The organism is Bradyrhizobium sp. SRL28 (assembly GCF_018596315.1).
Lineage (GTDB): Bacteria > Pseudomonadota > Alphaproteobacteria > Rhizobiales > Xanthobacteraceae > Bradyrhizobium.
Genome location: NZ_JAHEAG010000003.1, coordinates 546279 through 561545, shown reverse-complemented (window position 1 = coordinate 561545; position 15267 = coordinate 546279). Strand labels below are relative to the sequence as shown.

Here is a 15267-nt window from a genome sequence, read left to right as displayed (position 1 = left end):
GGGTTCAACCGCCGGTCATCGGCGGAAAGAATGCAATCTCGCGCGCGCCTGATATTACCGCGTCCGGCTTGACGTGGGCGTGGTCGATTGCGGCGCGGATCACCTTCGGCTTTTCGAAGGCGTAGGCATAAGCCTCGCTGCGGCTGGAAAGCCAGCCGATCAGGTCGTTCACCGTGCGCACATCCGCCGGCGGCTCGACGGTTTCCTCTGCGACACCGACCCGCTCGCGTACCCAGGCGAAATATTTCACCCTCATCCCTCATCCTCCTTGATGAGGTGATGGATGCCGGCGCGGAAATAATCCCAGCCGGTGTAGATCGTGAAGATGGCCGACATCCACAACAGCGCAATCCCGATCAGGGTGGTCGCGGGCAGGAGTTGCTCGCCGGCCTCGCCGGCGATCAGGAAGCCGATCGCGACCAGCTGGATCGTGGTCTTCCATTTCGCGAGCTTGGTCACGGGCACGCTGACCCGCAAGGCCGCCAGATATTCCCTCAGGCCCGAGACCAGGATTTCGCGGCACAGGATCACGATGGCGGCCCACAGCGTCCAGCCATGGATCGAGTTGTCGGCCGCCAGCATCAACAGGCAGGACGCCACCAGAAGCTTGTCTGCGATCGGGTCGAGCATCCGGCCAAAAGCGGATTGCTGATCCCAGATTCGCGCATAGTAGCCATCGAGGTAGTCCGTCACCGCGGCGGCGATGAAGACGGCCAGGGCCACCCAGCGCAGCCAGAGCGGGCCGTCCAGGATGGAATGGGCAAAAACGCAGCCGACCACCACCGGAATGGCGGCAATGCGGGCGTAAGTCAGGATATTCGGCAGGGACAGGGTTTTGCCCTGTCCCCTGGTTGTTGCAATGTTCATCCGTCTTACCAATACCGCTGGAGCGTGAAGGTCAACTGTCGCGGACCTAGATCATCTGTCGCAGGCGACGCCAAAATGACATGCCTCTCGACTCGAAATCCCTCAACCCGGCTGTGCATGGAAAAACTCGAAAATCTTGCGGGCGCTTTCGGCGCTGACGCCTGGAACCTTGCCGAGGTCCGCGATCGAAGCCCGCTCGATCTCCTTCAGCGTTCCGAAGTGATGCAGCAAGGCACGTTTGCGTGACGGGCCGATGCCCGGGATTTCCTGCAGGCCGGCTTCCCTGATGTCTTTTTTCCGCAGTTTGCGGTGGGAGCCGATCACGAAGCGATGCGCCTCGTCGCGCAGCCGCTGGATGAAATACAGCACGGGATCGCGCGGCTCGAGCTTGATGGCTTCGCGGTCCGGCATGAACAGGGTCTCCCGCCCGGCGTCGCGGTCCGGGCCTTTTGCCACGGCCATCAGGGAGACCTGGGTCAATCCGAGACCCCCAAAAATCTCCCTGACGGCGTTGAGCTGGCCGCGGCCGCCATCGATGATGACGAGGTCGGGCCATTGCGGAAACGAATCATCGTCGGCCTTCGCCTTGACGGCGTCGCCCTCCGGCGGCTTCAGGAGCCGCTTGAAGCGCCGTTCCAGCACCTCGCGCATCATCGCGTAGTCGTCGCCGGGCGTCAGTCCCTCGGACTTGATGTTGAACTTGCGGTACTGGTTTTTGATAAAACCATCCGGCCCCGCCACGATCATCGCGCCGACGGCGTTGGTGCCCTGGATGTGGCTGTTGTCGTAGACCTCGATGCGTTTCGGCACCTGCGGCAGTCCGAGCGTGGTTGCCATCCCCTCCAGCAGCCGACTCTGCGTCGCCGTATCGGCGAGCTTGCGGCCCAGCGCCTCGCGCGCATTGGTCAACGCATGCGCGACCAGTTCTTTCTTCTCGCCGCGTTTTGGCACGGAAACTTCGACCTTATGGCCGGCCTTGACCGATAGCGCGTCGGCCAGCAATTGGCTTTCCTCGATCTCGTGCGACAGCAGGATGAGTCTCGGCGGCGGCTTGTCGTCGTAGAATTGCGCGAGGAACGAGGCCAGCACTTCTTCCGGCGTGAACGACTTCTCCGCGCGCGGAAAATAGGCGCGGTTGCCCCAGTTCTGGCCGGTGCGGAAGAAAAATACTTCGACGCAGGAATAGCCGCCTTCCTGATGGATGGCGAACACGTCGGCTTCTTCCACGGTGCGCGGATTGATGCCCTGCTGCGACTGGATCGCCGACAGCGCGGCGAGGCGATCACGATACAGCGCGGCGGTTTCGAATTCGAGCTCGTTCGACGCCTTCTCCATCTCGGCGGCGAGCAGCTCCTTCACGGCGTGGCTGCGGCCGGAAAGGAAGTCGTTCGCCTCGCGCACCAGCTCTGTGTAGCCGGGGAAATCGATCTCGCGCGTGCACGGACCCGAGCAGCGGCGGATCTGGTAGAGCAGGCAGGGGCGGGTGCGGCTCTCGAAGAAGCCGTCGGTGCAGGAGCGGATCAGGAACGCGCGCTGCAGCGCCGTGATGGTGCGGTTGACGGCGCCGGCGGAGGCGAACGGCCCGAAATACCGTCCGGGCCTTGATTGCGCGCCGCGGTGTTTGAGGATCTGCGGCGCCCAATGGTCGCCTGATATCAGGATGTAGGGAAACGACTTGTCGTCGCGCAGTTGCACGTTGAAGCGCGGCCGCAGCTGCTTGATCAGATTGGCTTCCAGCAGCAGCGCCTCGGTCTCGGTCGTGGTGGAGACGATTTCGACCGTCATGGTCGCGGCGATCATGCGCAGGATGCGCGCCGGCAGCGGCGCGTTGACGCGGGCGTAGGAGGAGAGCCGCTTGCGGACGTTTTTCGCCTTGCCGACGTACAGCACGTCGCTGGCGGCATTGAGCATCCGGTAGACGCCGGGAGAGGTTGGCGCCAGCCGCATCGCGTTTTCGATGGCCGCATGGCCGACCGCCAGCGGGCCTTCGGCAATCGCCTCGGCAGGTTCCTCGGGGGCGTCCGGCAGGCGAGCCTCGTCGTCCTCCTCGGCGGCGGATGTCGCGGGGTCGACGTCGGCGGCAATCAGGTCCTGCGGCGGCAGATCCGGCTGGGAAGCCCGCCGCGCCTTGCGCGGGGGCTCCGGATGGTCGGGAGAATCGTGATCCATGGGCCTAAATTAAGCGCTGCAAGGCAGCATCGCCAGCGCTCGCGGCGCGCCTTGCCAGGGAAAGGCGCCGGTAACGCTTTCTTAAGACTGATGAGCGGGCGGTAACCCGGCTTAACAACCCTTTAACTTAAAACTCTCGATAAATCTTACTGGAAAAAAGTGGAGTTCCGTAACCAGGCCGGTCTCTCGCCCGGCGTGGTTGCGGTAGTGGCGTGGAGTTGCGTGATGGGCAGGTTTGTGTGGGGCGCGCTGGCGCTGATCGCTGCAGGCTTGACCACGTCGGCACGGGCGGCCGACCTCTACGGATCCCGCGCGCCCTTGACAGTCAACCGGGCGCAGTTCGGTCCCGATAGCTGGGCCGGTCCCTATCTCGGCGGCAACCTCGGCTATGCCTGGGGTTCAGTCGCCAATAATCCGACCAAACCGTCCGGTTTCGTGGGCGGCGTCCAGGCCGGCTACAATTGGCAGAACGGATCGTGGGTGTTCGGTGTCGAAGGCGACATCCAGGCGACCGGCGCCGAAGAAACCTTCGCGCCATGGAAATTCTCCAACCCCTGGTTCGGCACGGTCCGCGGCCGCGCCGGTTTCGCGTTCAACGACGTCGTGTTCTTCGGCACAGGCGGTCTCGCCTTCGGCGAGCTGCGCGCCACCACCTTCGGCGTAACGGAGTCCCATACCAATGCGGGTTGGACGCTCGGCGCCGGCGCCGAGATGCGCTTTGCGCCGGGCTGGAGCGCCAAGGTCGAATATCTCTATGTCGATCTGGCCAACAGCAACTTCGTCATTACAGGAGCGTCGAATGGTTACCGGTTCGGCTTGATACGGGCCGGCGTGAACTACCACTTCTGAGAATAAAAAAACTGTCTGATATCACCTCCCGGCGGCAGTAAGCCGCCGGGATTTTTTTGTTTCCAGGAAAGGATTATGCGCGCAAAGGCCGCAAGCCTGAACGCTCTGGGGGCGTTGCCGGGCCCAGCGCAGTTTTCGCAGCAGGAATCCAGTCCGCTTCCAATCGCGAGCGTCAGCTCACGACGAAATCACCAGGTTGACCGCCTTGGGGCCTTTGCCCTTCTTGTCCGGTTCGACCTCGAACGTAATGCGCTGCCCTTCAATCAAATCCTTCAATCCGGCCCGTTCAACCGCAGTGATGTGAACGAACACATCGCGGCCGCCATCATCGGGCTTGATGAAGCCGTAGCCGCGTTCTCCATTGAAGAACTTGACTGTTCCAGTCATGGCCATCGGGAAACTCCTCCCCCGTATTGCTACGCGCAACTCGCGTATCAGCCGACCGGACATTCACTGCCGGAAGCATGGCCACCTAAGTCGATCAGATCATGCTGCCGACCGACCTGGATTTTATTCGGCCTTGATCACTCCGCCGCAACCATTCGCGGAAGCGGAACGTAAAGCCAGTCCCAACGGCCTGAGCATAATACGGTTTCGCGTAAATTGCCTACGGCCCAATCGCACTTTTCGGGGGGAGTACCTCTTCAGGGCTTGGGCGTCTCGAGCCTGAAACGGCCGGCGCCGCCCTGGCCAAGCGGTTTTTCGAGTTCGGGTAGAATTGTCTTCAACTCGCCTGCCAGCGTCCACGGCGGATTGACGATGAGGAGGCCGGTCGAGGCGAGGGGTCCGCCCGGGGTCTGCGGCGCCACGCTGAATTCGAGCCGCAGGCATTTCCCGGCCGGCTTGCTGGCGCCGGCAGCGCCCGCGACAAGGCGCGCCAGCGTGTCGGCGGCCCGCCGGCTCTTCACCGGATACCAGATCAGATAACTGCCGGTCGGCCATTTCGCGTAGGCTTCGGCGAATCCGTCGGCCAGCGTCTCGAATTCGTCCTTTTGCTCGAACGAGGGATCGATCAGCACCAGGCCGCGCCGCTCGTTGGGCGGCACGAAGGCCGGCAACGCCGTCCAGCCGTCGAGATCGACCACCCGCGCTTGGCTGTCGCGGCGCAGCGCATCGATCAACTGCCTGCGGGCGCCGGGCTCGATTTCGCAGGCCGTGAGACGGTCCTGCGGCCGCAGCAGCGCGCGGGCGATCAAGGGCGATCCGGGATAGGCCTCAAGCTTGCCCGGCGCATTGAATGCCCTGATGATATCGAGATAGGGGGCCACCAGCGGCAGCGTGTTTTCCGAAAACCGCGCCTGCAACACCCGCGCAATGCCGGTCAGCCATTCGCCGCCGCGGCGCGCCTCTTCGCCTGTGAGATCGTAGCGCCCGGCGCCGGCATGGGTGTCGATGACGCGAAACGGGGCCTGCTTTTCCTGCAGATAGGTCAGCATGCGCACCAGCACGATGTGCTTGATGACATCGGCAAAGCCGCCGGCGTGAAAGGCGTGTCGGTAGTTCATGGGGGAGGGTTACGACATCGCGGCGCGGAAAGTAACCCATATCGTTGAAGACGCGAGCGGCGGACGACATCGGAGCCAGTGACGACAGCATCAGGGTTCATGCCAGCAATCCCACGATCGATGCCGGCGCGGGCGACGATGTGATCGCTACCTATGGCCAGGACAACATCGTCGCCGGCGAGGGTGATGATTTCGTATTCGACCGCGGATGGTGGCGCTGGCGATGATCATATCCGCACTTACGATCATTCAGCGTCGCCGGCGACGTGTGGACCAATCATCATTCCGTCGTCGATAGTGGCGCTGGCAACGATGTCGTTCGGATCGACAACGGCAGCGACAGCGTCGATCTCTCGATCAGTGGTTATTCGCAGAATGTTGTTATCGTCACCCAGCAAAATTCACGGGCTCGGACGATTCACTTGTTTTCGATCACGGCAGCAATGGATCGGCACGACTGAGCTTCGCCGATCACACCAGCGTGGATATTCGTGCCTGACGCAGCTTTGGCGTAAAGAGGGTCCCGGCCATCCACGTGCCTTGCAGACGACGATAAAGACGTGGATGACCGGGAACGCAGACAACCCTGGGCAGTCTGCGCAGGACAGGCCGGCATGCCTTGGTATATTGCCTTGGCATGGCGGAAGAGGATCTTCAGCCGCCCCGCACCGGCGGCATCACCACCTCGTCGCGGCGGCAGGTGCGGCGGTCGATTTCGTCGCAGGCGCGGAATTGCAAGTCCTTGCTCAGGCAGATCCGCACTTCGCTGAGACGCCGGCTCGAGCAGATCACCGAAATTGCCGAACTGCTCAAGCCTGGATTGATCTTGATGAAGGCCGCCTCGAGATCGCCCGGAGCGATGGTTTTCTGCTCCGACAATTGCAGGAATTCCTCGGGGATCTTCACCGCCGCGCGCGCCTTGCGGACGCTTTCGAAATAGGCCCGCGCGCCAAGGCCCGAACAGGTGCCGTGCTTGTCCCACTCGTTGAAGATCAAGCCGGGCGCCGGCATCAGGTCCAGCATCGAGGTCATGATGTTGCGATCGAGCCGCGGCGAGGGCCGCTGGCAATATTCGGGAAAGCCGCGCTCATATTGCGGCCACAGGCCGTGAACCACGAAGGAATAGGGCCGTTCGCACTGGACCTGCGAGCGCCCGCTATTGCCGCGCTCGGCCGCCGCCTCGCAGAACGAGGGCGACCACGAAAGGGCCAGGACATAAAAATCGAACTCGCCCGGGGCGTTCTGCCGGCGGTCCTGCGCGACCGCCATCCCGGCCGAGACGACAACAAGCGCCAGCGAAATCAGAAGCCGCGAAATAATGGTGGATCGGTGCATCGAACGCCCCTCTACTCGACTACCGGGAGCCTAGCAGGGAGCCGGAACATTTCAAGAACAAAATCAGGTAATCACAGACGCCGCCACGGGGCGTCCGTTCAATCGGCACGGATCAGGCGAATCAGGGCCGGGCAGCCCGGCAGCCGGGGCTATACGCCCAGTTGCGGTCAAGGCCGGTCACGCACCATTCGACGCCCTGTCCGTAGCCAGCAAAGCCGCCATCCTCGATGATCGAGTAGTGCACGGTCCGCATCTTGCCGTCGCTCAGCATCACGTCACCGCTGCAGTAGCGGCGCGGAATGTTGTCGGACTGCCAGGGTCGGAACGCCGTTTCATGGATCCGGCCAAAGCCGGTGATCGTCAGCGCCGAATTCCAGAACTTGCCCTCCTTCTCCTGGAACTGCGACGTGATCGTCGCCAGCGCCCGCTCGCATTCGGCGACGCGGCCGTCATATTTCGGGCCGAACAACCCGAAATTCAACTCCAAGGGGTTGGCGGCCTGGGCGGCCTGGCCGGAGGCCAGCAGGGCGAGCGCCGCCATGGGGCCGAGTGCTCTTAAGGATTTGAACAGGTTGCGCATGGGGAATCCGCCGGTAAACCAACGCCCGAGACGGTGCCGCGAAGCCCCGACAACGTCAAGTGCAGCGCGGCAACACCTGACGACCAAGTCCGCCTCGTGCTGCAACCATTCTTTTCACAGCCATCGGCGCACACTATGGTGGGCTTCGAGCGAAATGGAGTCTGCGATGCGAAGAATTGTGGCCGCGAGCCTGATTGCCATGGGCCTGGTAGTGATGGGCGGAATGCTGGCGGGCGCGCCGGCGCAGGCGCAGTGGTTGGACATCGACACGGTACCGCCGTTCAAGGGCAACGACACCGGCGGTATCGTCGCCTATACGCTCGCGACGCAGGCCGATGCCCGCCAGCTCGCCGTCGATCACTGCGCCCGCTACGGCAAGGTGGTGAAATTCCTCGGCGTGCAGCCCTATTACGGCGGATACGTTTCGTTTGCCTGCCGCTGGGTGCCCTATGGCGCCGCTGAGCGGCCGCTGCGCACGCTTTACTGAGCGCGTCCGCTTCCTGATTTTCCGGCTGGACATGTTTTTGCCACGCGAAGCGTGTGTTCACTTCGCATAATATCGCGGAAGTGGAGCACACGCATGAGACGACTGCTTGTTGTATCTTGTTCGGCCGTTAGTTTGCTTGGCCTGTTGCCGGTGAGTGGCGCCGTCGCAGTGGAGTTGCCGGTGCGCAAGGCCGGACTATGGGAGATGAAGGTGCTGAGCGGCGGGTCGGTGCCCGAGATGACCATGCAGCAATGCACCGACGCGACCACGGACAAGGACATGGCCACCGCCATGTCGCCGGTGGCCAAGGATATCTGCTCCAAGCAGGACATCCAGAAGACGGCGACCGGCTATGCGACCGATTCCGTCTGCGGCGTCGCCGGCATGACGATCAAATCAAAGGCCGAGATCACCGGTGATTTCAATTCCGCCTACACCGTGAAATCGACTTCGCACACCGAGGGTGGGATGGCGGGCGCCCCGCGCGACAGCACCTCGACGATCGAGGCCAAGTGGCTCGGCGCCTGCAAGGCCGACCAGAAACCCGGTGACATCATGATGCCCGGTGGCATGAAGATGAACATCAAGGACATGGAAAAGCTGAAGGCGCTGATTCCGAAGCAGCCGGGGAAGTAAGGCAACCGTAGCAATCGTAGCCCGGATGGAGCGAAGCGAAATCCGGGTTTCTTTGTGCGCGGAGCGAACTGTCCCGGATTGCGCTGCGCTCCATCCGGGCTACTAGCCTACACCGGCACCCTTACCGCCGCCCTCAATCCACCCATCGGGCTGTCGCCGAGCGTGATGTCGCCGCCATGCGAGCGGGCGATGTCGCGGGCGATGGCGAGCCCCAAGCCCGTTCCGCCTTCGTCCTGGTTGCGGGCATCATCGAGCCGCAGGAACGGCTTGAACACTTCCTCGCGCATATTGGCGGGAATGCCCGGCCCGTCGTCGTCGACCGTCACCGTCAGATAGCGGTGATCGCGATGACCGGTGATGGCGACCGTCTTGGCGTAGCGCGCCGCGTTGGAGACGAGGTTGGCGATGCAGCGCTTGAACGAGGCCGGTTTCACCGTCACCACCGGCAGGCCGTGGAACGTCACCGTCGCGGTGTGGCCGTGGCGCTCGGCATCGCTGCGTAATTCCTCCAGCGCCATCGTCATGTCGGTCGGCTGCGCGACCTCGCCGCTGTCGCCGCGCGCGAACGAGAGATAGGCCTCCAGCATGCCGGCCATTTCGTCGACATCCTTGCGCATGCCGTCGACTTCGGGACTGTCGCCGATCAATGCGAGTTCGAGCTTGAAGCGGGTCAGGATGGTGCGCAGATCGTGCGAGACGCCGGCCAGCATCGCGGTGCGCTGCTCTATCGAGCGCTCGACACGCGCCTTCATTTCCAGGAACGCCTGCGCCGCCTGCCGCACTTCCCGTGCGCCGCGGGGGCGGAAGTTCGGCGCCTCGCGGCCCTTGCCGAAGCTTTCGGCGGCTTCCGCCAGCCGCAGGATCGGCCTGATCTGGTTGCGCAGGAACAACACCGCTACGATCAGCAGGATCGAGGAGGTGCCGAGCATCCAGAAGATGAAAATTTCCGAATTGGAGGCGTAGGCCGCGCTTCGCTCCGCGAACACGCGCATCACGGCGTCATCGAGCTGGATGCGTATTTCAACCAGATTGGACCTGCCGACGGTATCGATCCAGAACGGGCGGCGGATCTGGCGGCCGATCTGCGACGACAGGGTCTGGTCGAGCAGCGAGAAGAACGGCTTCGGCCCCGGCTGCGGCATGTCGCCGACCGGGAGAAAATCGACCACGAGCTGCAGCCGCTGCCCGACGAGGCGCAATTGCGCGCGCTCCTTGTCCTGCGGATAGAACTTGTAGATGTCGATCAGGCTGGCAATGTCCCGCACCACGGATGCCGACAGGCGCCGCGTCACCGTATTCCAGTGCCGCTCCATGAACACGAACGCCACGACCGTCTGCAGGATCACCATCGGCACGATCATGATCAGGAGCGCCCGGGCATAAAGGCCGGTCGGCATCCAGCTCTTGAACGCGTTGCCCATCCAGCCATTGGCCCTGGAGACGCGTTGCGACGCGTTGCGGATGAACGTCAGCCCGGTGTCGATCGTGCTCATGAGTTGGCTCAGGGCGACGCGACCAGGCGATAGCCGATGCCGCGCACCGCCTGCAGGAACAGCGGATTGGCGGGATCGCGCTCGATCTTGCGGCGCAGGCGGTTGATCTGCACGTCGACCGCGCGCTCGTTCACCGTGCCGCCGCCGGTCAGCGCCGCGCGCGGTACGGTTTCGCCGGGAGCGACCGCCAGAATGCGCAGCATTTCGCGTTCGCGGTCGGTCAGGTGAATGATCTCTTCGCCCTGGCGCAGTTCGCCGCGGTCGAGATGATAGACGTAAGGGCCGAACGCGATCTGCTCCAGCGCCTCCACCGGCGGCGGCGCGCTGCGCTTGAGGATATTGCCGATCCGCAAGACCAGTTCGCGCGGCTCGAACGGTTTTGCGACATAGTCGTCGGCGCCGATCTGCAGGCCCTCGATCCGAGCCTGCGCCTCATGGCGCGCCGTCAGCATGATGATCGGCACCGAGGAGGAGGTGCGAATGAAGCGGGCCAGGTCGAAGCCGGTTTCGCCGGGCATCATGACGTCGAGGATCAGGAGATCGAAATGCAGGCCGAGCAGCTTTGCGCGCGCGTCGCCCGCGCTCGACGCGGTGGTGACGCGATAACCCTCGCCGGACAGAAACCGCGACAATAGATCGCGGATACGGCGGTCGTCGTCGACCAGCAGGAGATGTGGGGCGTCGTCGGCCAGCTGCGGCGTTGCGCGCGCGGTGCCTGCAGCGATGATTACTCCTTGCGCCACGATCACTCCCTTGGCTTCTTGCTGCCGGTCCCGAAGATCGCCTCTAAAACCTTGTCGGGGTCGTCGCGATCGATCATCGCGCGCAGGAACTGGCTGATAACAGCGACGCCTTCGGGATTGATGTCCCGGAGCGCACTTGTAATGCGATCGGTCTGCAGTCCTGCAAGCTTTCCCACCAAGGCTTCGCCCTTGGGGGTGGCGTAAAGAAGGCGCTGCCGGCGGTCGTTATTGCCGGTTTTCTGGACGATGTAGCCCTCGTCGAGCAATTGCTTGAGCACCCGGCCCAGCGACTGCTTGGTGATGCGCAACACGTCCAGCAGGTCGGCGACCTTGAGGCCGGGGTAGCGGTAGACGAAATGCATCACGCGGTGATGGGCGCGGCCGAACCCGAAAGCCTCGAGCTCATGGTCGGCGTCGCCCACGAAGTCGCGATAGGCGAAGAACAAAAGCTCGATGATGTCCCAGCGCATCTCGCCGGATCTCGGGGCGGGCACGCCCTCGGCCCCCTGCGAATCGGAGGTAGTGGCGCCTCTTGAGAAATTTATGTCAGTCATGTTGACATATCTTGGGTTCAATGTTACAAAACTGCCATACACGACGAAACTTTAAGTCGTTTCGGACCTGGTGACGTGTCGGCAGCCGGAAAAAGCCAGCAATGGCGGCAACGGCCGCAAATTGAACTACCGTGCGATTGTCGAGCGGCATTTCGGCAAACATACTGGACTTCGGCATTCCGCAAAAGCATGTCGTCAACCGACATGACGGCGATGGAGACCGGCCGCAAGGCTGGTGGGGAAGTCCGGACCTATTAACCCAGTAGGCCCGGAGAGGCAGGCCGGCGCGAGAAATCGCGCCCGACAGCGGGAAGCAAGGGAATGAGCTTGAAATTCGAAATCCAGCCTGCGGCGAATCCAACGCCTGAGAAGGAACGCACGGCAAGGCTCGCGGACCCGGGCTTCGGCCGGATTTTCACCGATCACATGGCGATCGTTCGCTACAACCAGGCCAAGGGCTGGCATGACGCGCGCGTCGAAGCCCGCGCGAATTTCTCGCTCGATCCGGCCGCGGCCATCCTGCACTACGCGCAGGAGATTTTCGAAGGCCTCAAGGCCTACAAGCGCGATAATGGCGTGAACCTGTTCCGGCCCGACGCCAATGCAAGGCGCTTCCGGAACTCGGCTGAGCGCATGGCCATGGCGCCGGTGCCCGAGCCTCTGTTCATCGAAGCGGTCGAACAGGTCGTGCGCATCGACAGCGCCTGGATACCGGGCGGCGAGGGCAGTCTCTATCTGCGGCCTTTCATGATCGCGAACGAGGTCTTCCTCGGCGTGAAGCCGTCAGCGGAATACATCTTCGCCGTCATCGCCTCGCCGGTCGGCTCCTATTTCAAGGGCGGACCTGCGCCCGTGTCGATCTGGGTGTCGGAGAACTACACGCGCGCCGCGATCGGCGGAACCGGCGCCGTCAAGTGCGGCGGCAATTATGCCGCGAGCCTGCGCGCGCAGGCCGAGGCCATCGAGCACGGCTGTGATCAGGTCGTTTTCCTCGATGCCGTCGAGCGTCGCTACATCGAGGAACTCGGCGGCATGAACGTCTTCTTCGTGTTCGACGACGGATCGCTGCTGACGCCGCCGCTCGGCACGATCCTGCCGGGCATCACCCGCGATTCGATCATCGCGCTCGCAAAGGATTCCGGCACGCACGTGCGCGAGGAGGCCTACACGATCGAGCAGTGGCGCACCGATGCCGCCAGCGGAAAGCTGAAAGAGGCCTTCGCCTGCGGCACGGCGGCCGTCATCTCGCCGATCGGCAAGGTGTGTTCGGCGAGCGGCGACTTTGTCATCAATGGCGGCGCGGCCGGTCCCGTCGCCATGGGGCTGCGCAAGAAGCTGGTCGACATCCAGTACGGTCGCGCTGAAGACCCGCACGACTGGATCAGAAAGGTCCTGTGACCGGCGGCGGAATTATTCCGCCGCTCTGCAACAAGCACACTATTTCAACTTTGAGCGCGGGGCTGTGCGCCGCGCTTCGCGTCGACGCGCGCGTGTGGACTGGAAATTGATCAGGGAGTGTCAGGCGCGAATCTTGCGCCAAATCGGGAGAGAGGCCATGGGAGTTTCGTTTGACAAGATCGATGGCGTCATCTGGTACGACGGCAGGCTGGTGCCGTGGGCCGACGCCAACGTGCACATTCTGACCCATGGCCTGCATTATGCGAGCTGCGTGTTCGAGGGCGAGCGCGCCTATGGCGGAACGGTCTTCAAGAGCACCGCGCATTCCGAGCGGCTGAAGAACTCCGCCAACATCCTCGATTTCGAGATTCCCTGGTCGGTGGCCGAGATCGACGCCGCAAAACAGCTCGTGATCGACAAGAACAATCTGCCGGATGCCTATCTTCGCCCGATCGCCTGGCGCGGCTCGGAAATGATGGGCGTGTCGGCGCCTACCAACACCATCCATCTCGCCATCGCCGCCTGGGACTGGCCGAGCTATTTCGATCCGGCCGAGAAGCTGAAGGGCATCCGGATCGGCATGGCCGAATACCGGCGGCCTGATCCGGCGACAATCCCGGCGATGGCGAAGGCATCCGGTCTCTACATGATCTGCACGATCAGCAAGCACAAGGCGGAGCGTGCAGGCTATGCGGATGCCATGATGCTGGATTGGCACGGACGGGTCGCCGAATGCACCGGCGCCAACATCTTCTTCATCAGGGATGGCAAGATCCACACGCCGATCGCCGACTGCTTCCTCGCCGGCATCACCCGCGCCACCGCGATCGACCTCGCCAGGCGCAGAGGGATCGAGGTGATCGAACGCCGCATCATGCCGGAGGAACTCGCCGGCTTCACCGAATGCTTTATCACCGGCACCGCGGCCGAGGTGACGCCGGTGTCGGAGATCGGGAAGTGGAAGTTCACGCCCGGCAAGATCTGTGAGCAGTTGATGGCGGACTACGCCGCCGAAGTGCAGCCCAAGGGCAAGGCCGCGGCTGCCTAAGGCCCAGCTTCTTCCCTCGGTGGATCTCTCTTCCCCTCTCCCCCTGTGGGTTCCGCTCAGGCCGCACGGTTCAACCCCGCCGATCACGGTGAGGTGCGGGGTCACGGCTTCGTCGTCTGTCATGGTTGTTGAACTGGATAGAGGAACTCGGCTGGTCGGAGCCGCGTTGGTGATGCCGAAGAAGCATTCCCAGCCGGCAGCAGCATCCGCGCGGCACAACCTGATCGGAGCGCACCGGTTTTCAGGCGAAAGGCGAAGCCATCATGGCCACGATCTTGGAGCCCTCAGGAAACGGGGCGGACAAGAGCAACACGGAGGGCACATGAGAAACATCGTGAACGAAGACGGCGAGATCATAGCCAAGGCAACGAAAGACGGTACACTGGTTGGCGGCCACCACCGCATCATAGTGGCGGGCAGCCTCAGTCAAAAACTGTTCTGGCAGGATACCGGCGAACCTGTGAAGCTGGACGCCTTAATGCATCTATGTTCTCACCGACACATCGCTTGATGCGCTCGCAGCGTTAGCGAACGGCTTACTTCTTCTCGTCCTTCGGGGCCGGCGCACCGTCCTTGTCCCTTTTGATATTGCCCTTGGTTGCGCTGATGCCGGTCCTGTCCATCGAACCATCTGGCTTGGCGCCGTTCGTCGTTCCGGGCTTCTCCATGCCGGTCTGCGGAGCGGGGCCGGTGTTCTGGGCAAAGGCCGAGCCGCACAGGAGCGTAAGAGCGGTGACGGTGATAAGCTTCCTCATGGATCTCTCCTTTGGAGACCTACAAATAATTCGGCGCGCAAAGTCTGGTTCCTGGATTGGCGGCTGCGGCCGCGTCCCTTTTGCGTCTCAAAGGCCAACTCGCGGAATGTGGAAAGCGGGGGAGAAGGAAGCATGGCCTTCCATGCCCGACAGTGAGGCATCAAAAGGCGCGGAGTAGCTTTCAGAGCACTCCTCTTTGCCCGCTTCCCGTGCGGGAGTCGTGAACTCTTCAGCGGCTTTGTGCGACCAATTCCCCGGACTTACGGATAGCCTTCAGTTCGTGGAATGGTGACAATGACCTCAGCCCTCTCAACATGCTCCAAATTCGTCGTGGCGGCCGCCGTCGCGGCGGCCCTCTCGGTTCTCGGCTCCCCCACGGGGGCCGTCAGGGCCGAAGATCGCTCGCCGGTGATCGACGTTAGCTCCGCCAATGCGGAGATGAATGCCGCGATCGCAAAGGGGCGGGCCACGCTGCCGACGTTCTGGGCTTCCTACGCCGCGCCGAAGCCGTCGGAGACCGGTCACTCCCTCAAGGTGCGTTTTTCGAAACCGGGGAATGGCAACGAGCACATCTGGATGGCCGAGGTGAAGAAGACCGCGGACGGCCGCTACTCGGGAAGGTTCGCCAACACGCCGCGCGATTTGCCCGGCAAGCGGGCAGGCGACGTCGCCGAGTTCAAGGAGGCCGACATCTCGGACTGGATGTTCACGCGGAACGGCAAGATCGTCGGCGGCGAGACCATCAGGCCGCTGCTGAAGTCAATGCCGAAGGCCGACGCCGATGCGCTTCGCGCTAGGATGGAAACCCCTTAGGGCGGGCCGAAGGGCAAGGCGGCGGCTTAACAATC

The 15267-nt window shown here is 63.0% G+C and carries 19 protein-coding genes; 8 read left to right on the top strand and 11 right to left on the bottom strand.

The window, feature by feature from the left end; translation table 11 throughout:
- Positions 1-4: 4 nt before the first annotated feature.
- The 3 genes from moaD to uvrC all read right to left on the bottom strand — a co-directional run bounded on the left by moaD (position 5) and on the right by uvrC (position 3036).
- Positions 5-256: a molybdopterin converting factor subunit 1 gene (moaD, locus tag KIP88_RS10650; RefSeq protein WP_214487826.1), complete on the bottom strand. Its 252-nt coding sequence runs from the start codon at positions 254-256 to the stop codon at positions 5-7.
- Positions 253-867, bottom strand: a complete 615-nt coding sequence (pgsA, locus tag KIP88_RS10645; protein ID WP_214487825.1) for a CDP-diacylglycerol--glycerol-3-phosphate 3-phosphatidyltransferase — start codon at positions 865-867, stop codon at positions 253-255. The genes moaD and pgsA overlap by 4 nt, the downstream gene beginning before the upstream one ends.
- Positions 868-969: 102 nt before the next feature.
- A complete protein-coding gene (gene uvrC, locus KIP88_RS10640) occupies positions 970-3036 on the bottom strand; it encodes an excinuclease ABC subunit UvrC (protein ID WP_214487824.1) in 2067 nt (688 codons plus the stop codon).
- 225 nt (positions 3037-3261) lie between these two features.
- Between uvrC and KIP88_RS10635 the strand changes: the two genes are divergently transcribed.
- Positions 3262-3885 (top strand): outer membrane protein, encoded by a 624-nt coding sequence (locus tag KIP88_RS10635; protein ID WP_214487823.1) that lies wholly within the window; start codon positions 3262-3264, stop codon positions 3883-3885.
- Positions 3886-4062: 177 nt separating this feature from the next.
- On the opposite strand, the gene KIP88_RS10630 is transcribed toward KIP88_RS10635, so the two are convergent.
- Positions 4063-4278 (bottom strand): cold-shock protein, encoded by a 216-nt coding sequence (locus KIP88_RS10630; RefSeq protein ID WP_029583338.1) that lies wholly within the window; start codon positions 4276-4278, stop codon positions 4063-4065.
- Positions 4279-4529: 251 nt separating this feature from the next.
- Entirely contained in the window at positions 4530-5390 is an 861-nt protein-coding gene (locus KIP88_RS10625; protein ID WP_214487822.1) for a 23S rRNA (adenine(2030)-N(6))-methyltransferase RlmJ, read from the bottom strand.
- Positions 5391-5434: 44 nt separating this feature from the next.
- Between KIP88_RS10625 and KIP88_RS10620 the strand changes: the two genes are divergently transcribed.
- Positions 5435-5617, top strand: a complete 183-nt coding sequence (locus KIP88_RS10620; RefSeq protein ID WP_214487821.1) for a hypothetical protein — start codon at positions 5435-5437, stop codon at positions 5615-5617.
- Positions 5618-6044: 427 nt separating this feature from the next.
- Here the strand turns inward: KIP88_RS10620 and KIP88_RS10615 are convergent, their stop codons facing one another.
- Both KIP88_RS10615 and KIP88_RS10610 read right to left on the bottom strand, forming a co-directional pair.
- Positions 6045-6725 carry a ribonuclease T2 gene (locus KIP88_RS10615; protein WP_214487820.1) on the bottom strand — a complete coding sequence of 227 codons (681 nt, stop codon included), beginning with the start codon at positions 6723-6725 and terminating at the stop codon, positions 6045-6047.
- A 121-nt stretch (positions 6726-6846) separates the two neighbouring features.
- Positions 6847-7305, bottom strand: a complete 459-nt coding sequence (locus KIP88_RS10610) for a hypothetical protein (RefSeq protein WP_214487819.1) — start codon at positions 7303-7305, stop codon at positions 6847-6849.
- Positions 7306-7471: 166 nt separating this feature from the next.
- Between KIP88_RS10610 and KIP88_RS10605 the strand changes: the two genes are divergently transcribed.
- Together KIP88_RS10605 and KIP88_RS10600 are read left to right on the top strand one after the other, a co-directional pair.
- Positions 7472-7792, top strand: coding sequence for a hypothetical protein (locus KIP88_RS10605; RefSeq protein ID WP_214487818.1), 321 nt, complete (start codon positions 7472-7474; stop codon positions 7790-7792).
- A 93-nt stretch (positions 7793-7885) separates the two neighbouring features.
- Positions 7886-8428 (top strand): DUF3617 family protein, encoded by a 543-nt coding sequence (locus KIP88_RS10600; protein WP_214487817.1) that lies wholly within the window; start codon positions 7886-7888, stop codon positions 8426-8428.
- A gap of 107 nt (positions 8429-8535) precedes the next feature.
- Here the strand turns inward: KIP88_RS10600 and KIP88_RS10595 are convergent, their stop codons facing one another.
- The 3 genes from KIP88_RS10595 to KIP88_RS10585 are packed head-to-tail and all read right to left on the bottom strand — an operon-like array spanning position 8536 to position 11218.
- Positions 8536-9921: an ATP-binding protein gene (locus KIP88_RS10595; RefSeq protein WP_214487816.1), complete on the bottom strand. Its 1386-nt coding sequence runs from the start codon at positions 9919-9921 to the stop codon at positions 8536-8538.
- Between the two features lie 8 nt (positions 9922-9929).
- Entirely contained in the window at positions 9930-10664 is a 735-nt protein-coding gene (locus KIP88_RS10590; protein ID WP_374226443.1) for a response regulator, read from the bottom strand.
- A 2-nt stretch (positions 10665-10666) separates the two neighbouring features.
- Positions 10667-11218: a MarR family transcriptional regulator gene (locus KIP88_RS10585; RefSeq protein ID WP_214487815.1), complete on the bottom strand. Its 552-nt coding sequence runs from the start codon at positions 11216-11218 to the stop codon at positions 10667-10669.
- A gap of 321 nt (positions 11219-11539) precedes the next feature.
- On the opposite strand from KIP88_RS10585, the gene KIP88_RS10580 reads away from it, so the two are divergent.
- The 3 genes from KIP88_RS10580 (at position 11540) to KIP88_RS10570 (ending at position 14175) form a co-directional block, all read left to right on the top strand.
- The gene (locus KIP88_RS10580; RefSeq protein WP_214487814.1) at positions 11540-12616 is read left to right on the top strand and encodes a branched-chain amino acid aminotransferase; all 1077 of its coding nucleotides are present in this window, start codon (positions 11540-11542) and stop codon (positions 12614-12616) included.
- A 157-nt stretch (positions 12617-12773) separates the two neighbouring features.
- Entirely contained in the window at positions 12774-13664 is an 891-nt protein-coding gene (locus KIP88_RS10575; RefSeq protein ID WP_214487813.1) for a branched-chain amino acid aminotransferase, read from the top strand.
- Between the two features lie 322 nt (positions 13665-13986).
- Positions 13987-14175 carry a hypothetical protein gene (locus tag KIP88_RS10570; protein ID WP_214487812.1) on the top strand — a complete coding sequence of 63 codons (189 nt, stop codon included), beginning with the start codon at positions 13987-13989 and terminating at the stop codon, positions 14173-14175.
- A gap of 25 nt (positions 14176-14200) precedes the next feature.
- On the opposite strand, the gene KIP88_RS10565 is transcribed toward KIP88_RS10570, so the two are convergent.
- Positions 14201-14419, bottom strand: a complete 219-nt coding sequence (locus KIP88_RS10565; protein WP_214488036.1) for a hypothetical protein — start codon at positions 14417-14419, stop codon at positions 14201-14203.
- A gap of 294 nt (positions 14420-14713) precedes the next feature.
- On the opposite strand from KIP88_RS10565, the gene KIP88_RS10560 reads away from it, so the two are divergent.
- Positions 14714-15232, top strand: coding sequence for a YegJ family protein (locus KIP88_RS10560; RefSeq protein WP_214487811.1), 519 nt, complete (start codon positions 14714-14716; stop codon positions 15230-15232).
- Positions 15233-15267 lie beyond the last annotated feature (35 nt).